This is a genomic window from Oscillatoria sp. HE19RPO (genome assembly GCF_024220515.1).
In the GTDB taxonomy this organism is placed as follows: domain Bacteria; phylum Cyanobacteriota; class Cyanobacteriia; order Cyanobacteriales; family Laspinemataceae; genus Laspinema.
The window spans coordinates 18,151-31,643 of sequence record NZ_JAMXOT010000036.1 but is presented as its reverse complement, the minus strand read 5'-3'; the positions used below and the strand labels follow the sequence as shown (position 1 = coordinate 31,643).

10 protein-coding genes are annotated in these 13,493 nt (G+C 49.5%); 5 read left to right on the top strand and 5 right to left on the bottom strand.

The window, feature by feature from the left end:
• Window positions 1-354: 354 nt before the first annotated feature.
• Window positions 355-1,083, top strand: a complete 729-nt coding sequence (locus NG833_RS04080; RefSeq protein ID WP_254564057.1) for a M15 family metallopeptidase — start codon at window positions 355-357, stop codon at window positions 1,081-1,083.
• An 8-nt stretch (window positions 1,084-1,091) separates the two neighbouring features.
• Here NG833_RS04080 and NG833_RS04075 read toward each other — a convergent pair whose 3' ends face one another.
• The 5 genes from NG833_RS04075 to infC form a co-directional block, all read right to left on the bottom strand.
• Entirely contained in the window at window positions 1,092-1,883 is a 792-nt protein-coding gene (locus tag NG833_RS04075; RefSeq protein ID WP_254564056.1) for an SH3 domain-containing protein, read from the bottom strand.
• Window positions 1,884-2,047: 164 nt separating this feature from the next.
• Window positions 2,048-2,536: a Crp/Fnr family transcriptional regulator gene (locus NG833_RS04070; RefSeq protein WP_254564055.1), complete on the bottom strand. Its 489-nt coding sequence runs from the start codon at window positions 2,534-2,536 to the stop codon at window positions 2,048-2,050.
• 98 nt (window positions 2,537-2,634) lie between these two features.
• On the bottom strand, window positions 2,635-5,679 hold the full coding sequence (locus NG833_RS04065; RefSeq protein WP_254564054.1) for an MFS transporter: 3,045 nt from the start codon (window positions 5,677-5,679) through the stop codon (window positions 2,635-2,637).
• Between the two features lie 608 nt (window positions 5,680-6,287).
• Window positions 6,288-6,509 carry a hypothetical protein gene (locus NG833_RS04060; protein WP_254564053.1) on the bottom strand — a complete coding sequence of 74 codons (222 nt, stop codon included), beginning with the start codon at window positions 6,507-6,509 and terminating at the stop codon, window positions 6,288-6,290.
• A gap of 47 nt (window positions 6,510-6,556) precedes the next feature.
• Window positions 6,557-7,090, bottom strand: coding sequence for a translation initiation factor IF-3 (gene infC, locus NG833_RS04055; RefSeq protein WP_254564052.1), 534 nt, complete (start codon window positions 7,088-7,090; stop codon window positions 6,557-6,559).
• Between the two features lie 467 nt (window positions 7,091-7,557).
• Between infC and NG833_RS04050 the strand changes: the two genes are divergently transcribed.
• The 4 genes from NG833_RS04050 (at window position 7,558) to NG833_RS04035 (ending at window position 13,443) form a co-directional block, all read left to right on the top strand.
• Complete coding sequence (locus tag NG833_RS04050) at window positions 7,558-7,788, top strand: hypothetical protein (RefSeq protein WP_254564051.1); 231 nt, start codon at window positions 7,558-7,560, stop codon at window positions 7,786-7,788.
• A 620-nt stretch (window positions 7,789-8,408) separates the two neighbouring features.
• Entirely contained in the window at window positions 8,409-9,632 is a 1,224-nt protein-coding gene (locus tag NG833_RS04045) for a DUF3747 domain-containing protein (RefSeq protein ID WP_254564050.1), read from the top strand.
• Window positions 9,633-10,121: 489 nt separating this feature from the next.
• Window positions 10,122-10,913, top strand: coding sequence for a hypothetical protein (locus NG833_RS04040; RefSeq protein ID WP_254564049.1), 792 nt, complete (start codon window positions 10,122-10,124; stop codon window positions 10,911-10,913).
• 67 nt (window positions 10,914-10,980) lie between these two features.
• Entirely contained in the window at window positions 10,981-13,443 is a 2,463-nt protein-coding gene (locus NG833_RS04035) for a GH116 family glycosyl hydrolase (RefSeq protein ID WP_254564048.1), read from the top strand.
• Window positions 13,444-13,493: the final 50 nt, after the last annotated feature.

Genomic DNA, 13,493 nt, shown 5'->3' with positions numbered 1-13,493 from the left:
TAGGGGTCAGTTTTAGGCAGAAACTGTCAAGCTATTTATCGGTCTTTTCACAGTATTCCTTTTCCGCTCCTCCTCGGGATCCGGATTTGGTTAAATTTTATGAAGCCACTATCATTTTCATCCCTTGCCCCATCTGGCAGTGTATTGATTTTTTGAAGGAAAATAGAGCCCTTACTGAAGGCTTGCTTGATTTGATGACTTCATGAAACATCCTTCTGAGCTTTATAAAATTACCGCTTATGATTTATAGTCAAGAGGGTTTCAACCTTAAATTAAGGAAAATAAACTAGAAATTTGAATTAACTAAATCCTTATATTCATTAATTGACATTCAACAAAACTGAACGAAAACCCATGAAAATTAATTACATCCTGTTATTTTCGGTGGTTTTAGGGTTAGTCCTCACCATTGGATTCTGGCAACCAGCGGAATCCGTTCGGATTTTAGAGGAATTTAAGGCGGGAGAAGAGGTATTGCAGAGTCCATCAATTGTCGGGGAGAGAACTCCAGATACAGAGCAGTTTGAGGGAGAGAAGTTGGTAGATATCCAAGATATTAATCCCGATATTACCCTTGATATTCGCTATGCCACAGCTAATAATTTTTTGAAGGTCAAACTCTACTCCGTCCCTCGATGTCTTCTGCGAACTAGCGTCGCTCAAAAGTTATCCCGAGTTCAAGAGCAATTGCAACCTCGGGGACTGGGGTTGAAAGTTTTTGATTGTTACAGACCCTTATCGGTAACGAGGAAAATGTGGGAAGCGTTGCCCGATCCTCGTTATGTTGCTAATCCAGCAAGGGGGTCGCGACACAATCGCGGTGCAGCGGTAGATTTAACCCTAATTGATGCAAGGGGTAATGAATTAGAAATGCCTACGGACTTTGATGATTTTACCGATCGCGCCGCCCGAGATTACCCAGGAACCGATGTCAGCAACCAAGCCCGCCAAAATAGCCAATTACTCGAATCGGTGATGACTCAACAGGGCTTTATTCCCCTCATTACCGAATGGTGGCATTTTGATGCAGAAAACTGGCAAGATTATCCCTTGTTGGACATTTCTTTAGAGGCGATCGAGTAGTTTCAGGATTACTTGACTTCAACTAAAAAGTCATAGCTAAACCCTCGGAAATTTGAGTCTAAAACCAGGAGATAGTCCCCGGTTGTGGGGAGAGTCCCACTCCAGTTGTCCAGACCCGTATAGTGACCCCCCCCGGTGAGTTCAGTTTGCCGATTGGGGTCATTGGGGATAAAGACAAACGGCAACGCGCCTTCGGAAACCGAGAGGGTCAAGGTTTGACCGGCAGATGCCTTGAGCAGATATTCATGACTTCCTCCGCCAATAATCCGCCCTTTGACTCGCGCAGAGGTGCCATTGGGGGGGAAATTAATCCGTTCAGTGATTTCAGAACAAGAACTTTCGGTGATACTTTTGGCAATCCAACCGTCTACCGGACTATTGATTTTAAACCAGCCATTTTGTTCTTCTGTAACACTGAGAAAAGTGCCATTACTCAGTGTCCCTAAAAGATTCGTGGCGGTTACTTCTGGACTGGAACGAACGTTAGCTGGGGGGTTGGGATCGGAGACAATGGCAGTGGTAATTTTGCAATTGTCTTGGGAGGGGGTAATCATGATGGGTTCTGGAGTTGGGGTTGGGGAAGGTTGGGGAGATGGAGGAGATTGGGGAGATTGGGGAGATTGGGAAGGTTGGGGAGATGGGGGAGATTGGGGAGATTGGGTGGGGGTTTGAGTGACTGGAGGGGGAGATGGGGGAGATGGGGGTGATTGGGATGATTGGGATGCGAAATAGGCACCTCCGAGTGCGGCGGCGATCGCTCCTGCCGCCAAAGCAATGATAAACGGTATTTTCCCTTGCATAACCTCTATGGCATCTTAGCCAAAATAGAACCACTTACCCAGTCTAAACGGTTCAAGGGTTGGGGCCTTTATAGATAGAGATTGATATGAACCCGGGGAGAATGGCCCATTCTTCCATCAGAAACGAGTGCATCCGGAGGGTTCGCTCTTTCCCCTGGACCCTACTATCCTGGCACATTCGTTCCCGCACTGCGTAAGTCACTTCCCGACTGCTGTGATTGTGCCGCCGTTTGAGCGTTGACCCGATTCAGTTCGCGGATCCGACGAGAGAGCAGACGGATGATATTGATGGCAATTCCGGGAGTTTCATCAATGGCATCGTAGAGTTGCTGCTGAGTCAACACCAGACACTCGCAGGGTTCCAGAGTCGTGACAGAAGCTGAACGGGGTTCAGCATCGAACAAAGACATTTCGCCAAAACAGGTTCCCTGTTCTAGTTTAGCCAGGTCTCGATTGCCAATGTGAACGCGGACCTTACCAGAAACGACGATATAGAGCGATCGCCCCTCCTGACCTTCGGTGAAGATGGTATGCTTTGCCGGGAAAGATAGCTCATCCATCACGGAAGCCAGACGCACGAGAAAGTCATCCCGAAGTTCCTTAAAAATCGGAACGGCCCTGACAAATAATAATCGGTCAACACTGGTGAGCATTACGACAGTAAACCGTAAAAAATAAAGCCTAAAAAGTAATCAGGAGTAAAAAGGCAAAAACAAAAATTTTCCTTTTATCTTTTTACTTTTACCGTACTTTAGGTCGCTTCCAACCCGGGGAGGCCCGGATAATTGGGAAAACCCTGGGGTCCTCCGGCAGTGGATGAGGCGGCACGCGGTGAATCCGCAATGCCCAATTCCGCCATCATTTCCTTGACTTGAGAGGCAACGAGGCGATCGCGATCGTTTTTCATCCGGGGCAACAGTTCGGCGAGGGCGCGAGGAGAGGCCACTTTCAGGTAGGCTAACACAGCTTCGCGCACAAAACTTTTCGGATGGTTCAAACAAGCTAACGTTTGTTCCGCACTCAGGCTCCAGCGAGAAGCCCGAGCCAGGTGAAAACAGCAAGCCAGGGGCCACTCCGAGATAAAGTGACGTAAGTCCACCAACCGTCGGAGGCGATCGCTCGCAGATAGGGGTTCGATCGCAATCAATTCCGAGAGACTCTGGAGTTTTTCCTCATCGGCACGGCGATCGAGAATACTCAACAAAATCCGCTTACTCGGAATATCCAGAGTATTATCCAAAATTTCCAACCCCCGCGCCATATTTGTCCGCACACCGGACTTTAAATTAAAAGCCGCCGCTTGAATCGACCCCAGGGGATAGAGAAACTTCATCAGCAAAAACAAGCGGTCCACCGAATCGGAAATCACATCCCGCAAAGCGCGGCGCAGGAGATTCGCTTCTCGTCCGACGGTTTCTTCTGGATTGAGTCCGATGAGAGCCTGATAAATCTGACCCATCAACATCAATTCTTGGTCGATTAACATTTCCACCCCACTGCGGCCAATTCGATCTAAAACCCCTTCAATGCCGCCTTCCTTGGGGATTTTTAACAGAATACGCAGGATGTTCCGTCGGGTGGTGCCCCAACTGGTGACCAGATGATTCACCAATACATTCAGGGATTCTAGGGTGCCAATCTGACCGATCGCCGTCCAAGCGTGCATCCGGACTAAATCGGGCTTATGAATATCTTCAGCCAGGGCCACGAGGCGATCGAGAATTTCATTCTCCAAGCGCACCAAAGCTCGCATCGCCGATTCCCGGGTTGATTTATAGTAAAGTCCCCGCAACAGGGAGGGATAATACTCTTCTAAATGAGTCGATGCAATCACCTCCAACAGGGCGCAACGGACTCGCAAAGACTCATCCTGGAGTAGATTGGGGATAAACAGTCGTAACCCTTGCAAATAATCCGCTTCTCCCAGGGCGCGACAACCCATGACCCGTTCCCGTTCCTGTTTGTGGGTCAACATATGACGCAGGGCGTTGGTGGCTTCGGCTTTTTGTTCGCGGTTGCCTCGACGCATGATGGAGGAGGCGGCAGTGCCGCGAACTACTGGGTCTACATCGGCACGCAGATAGGGGCGCAATTGTTCGATATCCAGTTCCGGTTCCGTCAGCCAGATATAGCGCAACGCCAACGCTAAGACTTCAGGGGTGACGGTTTGGTTAAGCAGGGTTCGTAAATGGGAGGTGTAGATAGGATTTGGATGGTTGAGCATCACCTCCAGACTTTGACGCTGCAAATTTGGGGTTAGATTGGGCAGGAGGGGGGCAAGGGCTTCGCCAACGTGCTCGGGGTCGATTTGGGTGAGCAATTCGATGCAGGAGCGTTTATCGTCTTCGTTGCCTTTCTGTTCCAGGGTTTCCACCACGGTGCGCTTTAACGCCCGCATATCCACATCGGAAACTCCGAGGCGTCCGCGTTCTGCACTGGAGACTAATAAGCCGAGATAGCGCGATCGCAGGATCCAGACGATAAAAAACCACCCTAACCCCATCAGCACCACGGACACCAAGAAAACGGTGCCTTGATACCCCAGAATCTCTTGGGGGGTAGCTTGAGGAAAGATCATTCGGCACACCCAAATCGCCGCTAAAATGGCCACGCCAGTCACCCCCACTGCCAGAGGTTCGGCAATCCCATTCACCATCGATTGGATGTTACTGCGAATGCTATCGGGGAGGGGTTGGAAAAAGACGGGCCCGGTGCCTTCGATTAGGGTGTATTTGAGGAGTTCTTCAATAAATTTTAGGGAAACCAGCCCCCAAAAGAAGGGCAGGATGGGGGTCAGGGAAAAGGCGCTGAGTAAAACCACCGCAGCAGGTAAGAGGGTGGCAGCGGCAAAGACCCCGAAGCGTTCCACAATCCGACTGGAGGCAAACCACTGCATCACCAGTTCAAAGAGTCCCAGGATGCCGTTAAAGACGCCGAGGAAACTAGCAATTCCGATCGCCAAATCTTGTCCGGCAGGGTTTTGCTGTTCTAATTCACTTAAAAATAGGAAGTCAACGACGAGATGTAAGGCTTCGGCGAGGATAAAAAATCCAAACAGGGGAATCACATAGCCTTTCAGGGGGCCGCCCAGTCGGCGATTGGTGAAATCGGGTTCATTTTCCAGGGAGGTCGTGCGCGGGGCGTCGGGAAAGGCTTGTTTGTAGGTGCGACTCAGGTAAAATAGCAAAAATGCCCCTAACAGCATCATCACGCAGGAGGTCACCAGGACGTTATTCAGTCCGACGACTCTGAGCAGCACGGGTAGGGAAAAGCCACTAATCACATCGGCGAGTAAAATGCCGCTACTGATCAGGGGATAGGTGCGTTTAATCTCGCGAATGTTAAAGAGTTGGTTGGCGGTAATGGAGGTGTTGAGGTCATTGAGGGCAAAGATGGCTTCCAACCACAAGCGCATCAGGAAAATCGTCACGGCAGCGGCGATCGCAATATTTAAGGCGACCCGAAAAAATAGCAAGGGGATCGCCATGAAGATCGCCACGGATACGATGACTTGGCGCAGGGGGAGGAACCGTTGCATCCAGGAGTACATGACTCCGAGGAAGGACCCGAGACCCGCCCCCGCGACATAAATCCAGGGCAAGGATTCCGCCCCATATTCGTTCAAGAACAGACCCACTGTACTTGCTTCTAACCACAACATCCCAATTGAGGTCACGGTATAGAATGCAAACATCAACCAGGTGCGCTCTCCTTCCTCGGGACGGAGATTTAACCACTGTAGCAATGCGGTTGCTAACCTACCCTTAGCGGCAAACCGCTGTTCTTTTAGTTCCATGCAGCGTTAATTTCCCGTGTTGTAGAGTTTCCCTGAATGCCGGTTGAAGTTCATCTCCTCGAATGGTATTGAGAATGCCATACCCTGTTCTGGCATGAAAAGCCCTGTCGATCGCTCATTATCCTCTGCTCTTGTCGCCAACGGGTTCTGGTTAATGGTTGACTCTAAGGGCGCGCTTCGGGCTTCCACGGGTTAATTCGCTTATGCCTAGCTCCGGTACCCTGACCTTTTGCACTCAATCGCTGGCACGATTTGTATGAGTTTTTCTTCCTTCTGATTAACATAATCTCTACTATTTTTCAATTGCTCTGGCTCGGTGATGCCTGAAGGAAGATGACAGGGTTTTGGCGAGGATTGAGAAGGGTTCGGAAGGATGGGGCGTCTGAGGCTCTGAGCCTGGTTTGAGGGCGGCAAACAAGTCTTGCGCCGATCGACGCGATCGGCGCAGATAGCAGATAGAGGATGCCTCAGTTCTCGTCAAGTCCCAGTTAAACCCTCAAGGGGAACCGCACAGTCATTCCCTTTCCAGGGTTTAAGCGCGCTTGAGTTGAGGGGTTAAATCCTAACAGCCAGGGCTTGATGGTTATCTTACCGCTTTATGGGGGTCGTCACCCCCGATCGCCGGATTTCCCCCGCTGATTTTTCTCGGCACGATTTTGGGAGGGAAATCTCTGGGTGCTTAGGTCTGTTCGCGCTCTCGTCAGTCCCGGTGGGTGAAATGCCTGTACTGGCTTCTCTGTTTCAGTCGGGCTTTTCACCCACTCCTTACGACCCGAGAGGCGATCGCCGCTGTTTTCTATCTCCAGGCAAATCATGAGGGCGCTGTGCACTTTGACTTAAGTACCTGCACCCTCACGATTTTTTGGACTATTTTTGCCTATTTTTTGGGAGAGAGCAACATCATCATACTCCGCCCTTCTTTTTTAGGGGCTTGCTGCACTTCGGCAACTTCTTCGAGGTCCGCTGCCATGCGCTTGAGTAATTCCTCAGCCAGGTCCGTATGTTGAATTTCCCGCCCTCGGAAGGTAATCGTCGCTTTTACCTTATCTCCCACTTTCAAAAAGCGCTGGGCTTGATTGAGACGCACGTTATAGTCATGTTCTTCAATCTTGTAGCGCATCTTGACTTCTTTGACTTCAGCGGTATGCTGCTTTTTCTTAGCTTCCCGCGCTTTTTTCTCTTGCTCAAACTTATATTTGCCGTAGTCCATGATTCGGCAAACTGGGGGATCGGCTTTATCGCTGACTAAAACCAAGTCGAGGTCTTTTTCTTCAGCGATTCGCATCGCCTCTTGAGGCGTTAGAATCCCAAGTTGGCTGCCGTCTGTGTCAATGGCTCGAATTTGAGGAAATCGGATTCTTTCATTAATTTGAGGTAAATCCCGATTTCTTCTTTTTTCAGTCACAGGCATTCTGGAAGAAGATGATGGAAGCAAGTCGTTCACAGAGTAAATTTTCTAAAAGTTTAGCTGACACTCTCAGGGGGTCGTCTGAAGACTCTGAGATTCTTTAAGACTAACTTAAAAGGCATTGTCAAATTACCTCTACAGGCTCAAAACAACAACCTAGACGAAAGGTATTGCACTTGAGCTTACTTTTTGATATGGAAATCAGCTTTCAGAATCTATCACTGATGTCAGTTGGGTACGCTCAACAATTCAAAGAGTGTTTGTTCAACCGGCTACTGCAATCATACAGCAGACGAGTTAAAGCAGGAGTTTCACTCTTATTGGATTGTTTCAACGCGCAGATAGTTATTCTTCCGGCTTTCTTGATTATAACTGCATTTTGACGGAGAATAAATGGAATAGCATCGCCTGGGTTCCCGGTTCTTTAAAGAACTCCGGCTTCCAGGCATCCCGTATTTTCAAGTAAATTGATGGAGATTGGCCCTCGGCTTGATGGTCCTGGCTCTGGCATCGAGAAGACACCCCTAGGGGTGGAAGTCAACCCGTTACAGGCTACCCAGCTTGATGTCTTTACCAAAACCTCTGCTGCTGTTGTTGCTTTCTCCAAACACAAGTTATATCCCATTGACGGAGGATGCTATCTTCCTCCAGGGGTTAACACCCTGGAATTAGCTCAAGGATGGCTAATTCTCAGGAGATGATCTTGTACTTTTCATTTTACTCAGTCTCATTCAATTTTTGATGAATCTTCATCTAACTTTAGATAGAACTTGGGCCTTCGCCGGTTTGGATTTTGACAAAACCGGGTGAAAGCGAGTCCCTATCCCTTCTAGCATAACAGGAAATCTGCCATTCGACGGTATCATAGATTGCTTTCACCGGATAAATCCCACGGCCCCGATCGCAAATCAAGGGGCGGGTCTGCCCGGATTTGATGGCCCGGGAATGCCTCGGATCCTCGGGGATTGCAGCAGATCCTGTAATTCTATCCTCCGAGGGAGAATTTTCAGGGGTCGAGGGAACCAATTGCCCCAGGGGACACTTCGGTTATTGTAACAAGGCAGGGCACAATGGCTCCCTAGCTACCGGGGTAAAACGGCTCCCTGGCTTGTGTTGACAGTGGGCGTTAGCTCGGTACGGGAGGATATAGAGTCCTGGGGTGAAGTTCACCTCAAAACTAGGCCCGAACAATGGTGGCGATCTCCCAGGGGACAGTTAACGAACCACAACATCAACTCTGTTTTGCTACGCCTCCCTTGCTTCACAATACAACTATGCCCAGCGGCATTTACCAATCACCCGACGGTTAAAATAGCGCATTATGAAGACTTCACTTCTACTCAAAACGGCGGCGATCGCTACGGCAACTCTCTCGACTTTGACCCTTGGCACTCAAGCGATCGCCTCGCTGTTCGGACAACAAAGCGTCGATCAAAGCCGCTTCATTGCGGTTGCCCAATCTTTTAGCGGAGGCGTGGCTCCCCCCCTGTTAATCATTGAGCAAGTCTCCAATTCTCGTCAATGTTGGAGCGAAAGTGGCAGTAACCCCGTTCGCGTTGATCCCCTCTTAGTCAATTTTGACTTCACTGGGATTTGCGGGCGCAGCACCGATAGTAATGGCTATTCTATCCGGGTCGGTGGTGAAGATGTCGGTCTCCAGTACAGCTTGCGGATCGTTCAGCGCGGTGGAGACTTGGTACTCCTTGGAGTCAATACGTTTGAACGTCGGGAAATGGAAATTGGCCGCACCAACGGCATGGCGAACGGGTTTACTAAAATTAACCTCAATCCCGGATGGCAGTTTGCCAAACGCACCTACAATGGTCAGACTTTGGGTCACGTCTATCTGGCTAATAACCAATCTTTAACCGCCCTGGCTAAACCCATTGGCTCATCTGGGACGACTCCGACTCCTCCTCCGGTGGTGACGAATCCCCCTCCGGTGAATGTCTCCTTTGCAGATACGCGATCGGATATCTATGCTCAGGAAATTGAGCAAGCGGTGGCCCTCGGTTTTGTCTCGGGTTTCCGGGAAGATAATACGTTCCGCCCCCAAGTGGCCCTGACTCGCGAACAATTGGTCTCAATGGTCATTGAGTCGTTGAAAAATGTTCCCGGTGCCAACATCAATATTCCCTCCACGATTTCCTCTCGACCCTATTTTGATGTGGAGGCGTCGCGATGGAGTGCGCCTAAAATTCAATGGGCCCGAGACAATAATATTATTAGTGGCTATCAAGATCAGAGTTTCCGTCCAGCTCAAACCGTGACCCGTGCTGAAATGATGGCGGTGTTACGTCGCGCTGCTGAATATGGGAATACTCTGCGGGGTCGGGGGACTACCCTCACCGCTACCCGCACGCCTACGAATTTCTCGGATACCCAAAATCACTGGGCCGATTCTCTGATTTCTGATATGTCGAGTTATTGTCAGGTTGCTTCTCCGTTAAATGAATCGGGAACTCAGTTTTTCCCCAACTCTCCGACGTTGCGAAATTATGCCGCAGCAGCAACGGTCCGGATGATTAACTGTGTGAGACAGTAAGGTAATGAGTAAACCCCCCGATTATTCTGTTGAGTTGACTGGATGTTTTCCTGGATAAACTTGATCAGGACTTACGGAATCAGGACTTATACGGAATCCGGTTGTCAAAGGTCCGTATAGCCGCAGGCTGAAGCCTGGGGCTATACGGACGAAGCCCGCCTGCGCGGGCTAATACAGAAAACCGACTGTTAACAACCGGATTTTGTATTACGGAGATTTCGAGAATTCACTCCAAATAATGTAGGGATAATGTAGAGGCGATTCGCGAATCGCCTCTACATTATTTAGGGCTTAGTATTAAAGATTGCATAAGTCCTGTTCATAAAAAACTGACAATTCTTGTTGTCAGTTTTTTTGGATCTATTGAGCTAGGGAGCCAGTAGAAACGGGCCATTGGGTCGCGATGAAGAGGGGGCTTAACCCCTGAAGTCTCGAAAATCGCTTACAATCAGTGGCAGGAAACATTTTAAAACTGTTGTTACTAAAGCCATGCAGCACATTAACCGCCACCGGGCTTTTCCAACCTTTCTGTCTCGAATTCGAGAGCGCGATCGCCTCGAACTCGCTGAGTCGGCATCCCTGATTGGTTCGGCTGTGGGATCCGTTGTGGCGGGATTGTCTGGACAGGTTTTATTCGCCGCGACTCCGATTACTTTGGCATTGTGGTTGAATCACCTGAATCGCAGTCGGTTTGGGGAGCAAATGCGGACGGAACACCAAGGGGCGATCGCTGATATGCATCAGGTAGTCACTGCGGTTCACAGTAGTTTACAAACCTTGCCCAAATCAGAACGGATTCAGGATGTGGAAAATACCTTGATGCGTCTTTCCGAGGCGATCGCCACTTTGCAACAACCGGGCGATCGGGTCAATTCCAGTAACCCCAATCCTGAAGACATCCAGCACGAATTTGCGATCGTCCGTCGCGGAGTCATGCGCCTGAGAGATGTCACCGAAACCCGCTTCAGCGAACTCCAAGAAACCCTCAACCACGAAGTCCAAACCCTCCGTCAAGAGTTAGCATCTCCCCCTTCCGTTCCCTCCCCTGAACTGGCAAATCTTAAAGCCGAATTACTCACCCTCGCTCAAAGTTTAGCCGACATTCAAACCCAGTTTCAAGCCTTAACAAGTCCGGTGGCCCCTGACGACATCGCTATTCAAACCCAGCTTGATGAACTGCAAAGCCAAATTGTCAAACTGCAACAGCAAAATCGCGAAGTGGTCAAACCCTATCTGAAACATCTCAACCGTGCCATTCAAAAGTTAGAAGCAGAAGGGTAAGGGGCGGGGGCCCGATGGTAATCATCATAGTTCTGCTTTAATCGAAAGAGTTGATTCAAGCAGAACTATGACCACTCCATCCACTCCCCCTCCAATTCCTCCCCAGACTTGGCAGCGTCCAATTGGTTTAGATTGGGACAAACCCTATACCGTTCGCTATGGCAGTAATCTTGATGATGGTCCCTGGCATGGAATGCCCCTCGGGGGGTTTGGGGCCGGTTGTATAGGCCGATCGCCTCGCGGTGACTTCAATCTCTGGCATCTCGACGGCGGCGAACATACCTTCCAATCCCTCCCCGCCTGTCAGTTTAGCATCTTTGAAGAAACCTCAAGCCAGCGTCACGCCTACGCACTTTGTACCGAACCTCCCGCCGATGGCAGTCTGAATTCCTGGCAATGGTATCCCGCCTCGACTGAGGAGAATCCTACCGGAACTTACCATGCTTTGTATCCTCGGAGTTGGTTTGTCTATCAAAATGTCTTGAAAGCACAACTCACTTGTGAGCAATTTTCCCCAATTTGGCCGGGAAAATACCAAGAATGTAGTTATCCTCTGGCAATTTTTGAATGGACCGCCTACAATCCCACCGATGAACCGATTACCCTGAGTATTCTGCTGACTTGGGAAAATGTGGTGGGTTGGTTTACCAATGCCATCAAATCCCCGACAGTCAAAGTGCGAGATGATGGGTCTCCAGAGTATGAATACCAATCCAAATGGGGGCAGAGTCAGGGGAATTCTAACCGTTATATTGAAGATTTCCATCGGATTGGTTGTGTGATGGCCGGGGGTCAATTGGGAGAAGTTCCCCAGGAAGGGGAGGGAGAACTGGCGATCGCCACCGCCACCAATCCCTTTCTCGATACCTTCAAAAACACCCGATGGAATCCCACCGGCAGCGGCAAAGAACTCTGGGAACAGTTTTCTCACGATGGTTCTTTATTGGATTGTACCGATGAAACCCCTGCCGCCAAAGGAGAACGGATTGGAGTCGCATTAGCGGTTCGCTTCACCATTCGACCGGGAAAAACCCGCAAAATTCCCTTTATCCTTGCTTGGGATTTTCCCGTCACTGAATTCGCTGCCGGAGTCTGGGAATACCGCCGCTATACCGACTTTTTCGGGCGTAATGGCAAAAATTCCTGGTCCATGATTCGCACTGCACTCAAACATTCGGATATGTGGCGTGAGAATATCATCACTTGGCAACAATCGATATTAGACCGGGAGGATTTATCCGACTCGGTGAAAATGGCCTTGTTTAATGAGTTGTATATTTTAACTCAAGGAGGAACATTATGGACCGCCCAGGATGCGGAGGAACCTTGGGGTAAATTTGCGGTGCTTGAATGTCTCGATTATCGTTGGTATGAGAGCTTGGATGTGCGCTTATACGGGTCTTTTGCCCTGTTAATGTTGTGGCCGGAATTGGAAAAATCGGTGATGCGAGGGTTTGCCCGGGCGATTCCTACGGGGGATGATACACCCAGGATTATTGGGTATAATCAAGCGGCAGCAGTTCGCAAAGTGACCGATGCGACGCCTCACGATTTGGGTGCACCGAATGAACATCCTTGGGTGAAAACGAATTATACCAGTTATCAGGATTGTAATTTGTGGAAGGATTTACCCTGTGATTTTGCCTTGCTGGTGTATCGGAATTTTCTGTTGACTGGGGGGGATGATTATGAGTTTTTGTGGGATTGTTGGCCCTCAATGGTGCAGGCGATCGCCTATTTAAAAACCTTCGATACCGATGGGGATGGGATTCCCGAAAATGGCGGCGCACCGGATCAGACGTTCGATGATTGGCCGATGCGGGGGGTGAGTGCCTATTGTGGCGGATTGTGGATAGCGGCATTACAAGCGGCGATCGCCATTGGTGAGGTAATTTTAAACAATCCCCCCCATTCCGGCGTATTCACCGATACGATTTATGAACAGAAGCGATCGCAATTACTAGACCCAGCAACGATTCAAGCAACCCTGAGTACCTATCAAGACTGGTTGGAACAAGCAGGAACCCTGTATCAAGAAAAACTCTGGAATGGCACTTATTATCGCCTGGACAGCGAAAGCGGTTCCGAGGTGGTGATGGCAGATCAGCTTTGTGGTCAATTCTATTCCCGGTTATTAGGGTTAGCCGATATTGTGCCAATAACCTGTGCAGAATCAGCCTTAAAAACCGTCTATGACTCCTGTTTTTTGCAGTTTCATAATGGGAAATTTGGGGCAGCAAATGGCGTATTAATCGATGGTTCTCCCGTGAATCCTGATGCGACGCATCCGTTAGAAGTTTGGACTGGGATTAATTTCGGATTGGCGGCATTTTTGTTGCAAATGGGGATGAAGGAGGAAGGGTTTAAGTTAACGGAAACGGTGATTCAGCAAGTCTATGAAAATGGCTTGCAGTTCCGCACTCCGGAAGCGATTACGGCAGTGGGAACCTTTCGCGCTTCTCATTATTTAAGGGCGATGGCAATTTGGGCGGTTTATGGGATGTTGACTGGGTTTGAAGAGGGGAAATAGGGGGAAAGAGAGACAGGACAAGGGAGTGCCTTGTCCTGTGGAGGTAGACT

Excerpts from the sequence above, each read along its gene's own strand:
- NG833_RS04070 (WP_254564055.1), bottom strand. The coding sequence starts at position 2,536 with ATGCTCACCAGTGTTGACCGATTATTATTTGTCAGGGCCGTTCCGATT.
- NG833_RS04075 (WP_254564056.1), bottom strand. The coding sequence starts at position 1,883 with ATGCAAGGGAAAATACCGTTTATCATTGCTTTGGCGGCAGGAGCGATC.
- NG833_RS04080 (WP_254564057.1), top strand. The coding sequence starts at position 355 with ATGAAAATTAATTACATCCTGTTATTTTCGGTGGTTTTAGGGTTAGTC.
- NG833_RS04065 (WP_254564054.1), bottom strand. The coding sequence starts at position 5,679 with ATGGAACTAAAAGAACAGCGGTTTGCCGCTAAGGGTAGGTTAGCAACC.
- NG833_RS04035 (WP_254564048.1), top strand. The coding sequence starts at position 10,981 with ATGACCACTCCATCCACTCCCCCTCCAATTCCTCCCCAGACTTGGCAG.
- infC (WP_254564052.1), bottom strand. The coding sequence starts at position 7,090 with ATGCCTGTGACTGAAAAAAGAAGAAATCGGGATTTACCTCAAATTAAT.
- NG833_RS04045 (WP_254564050.1), top strand. The coding sequence starts at position 8,409 with ATGAAGACTTCACTTCTACTCAAAACGGCGGCGATCGCTACGGCAACT.
- NG833_RS04050 (WP_254564051.1), top strand. The coding sequence starts at position 7,558 with ATGGAGATTGGCCCTCGGCTTGATGGTCCTGGCTCTGGCATCGAGAAG.
- NG833_RS04040 (WP_254564049.1), top strand. The coding sequence starts at position 10,122 with ATGCAGCACATTAACCGCCACCGGGCTTTTCCAACCTTTCTGTCTCGA.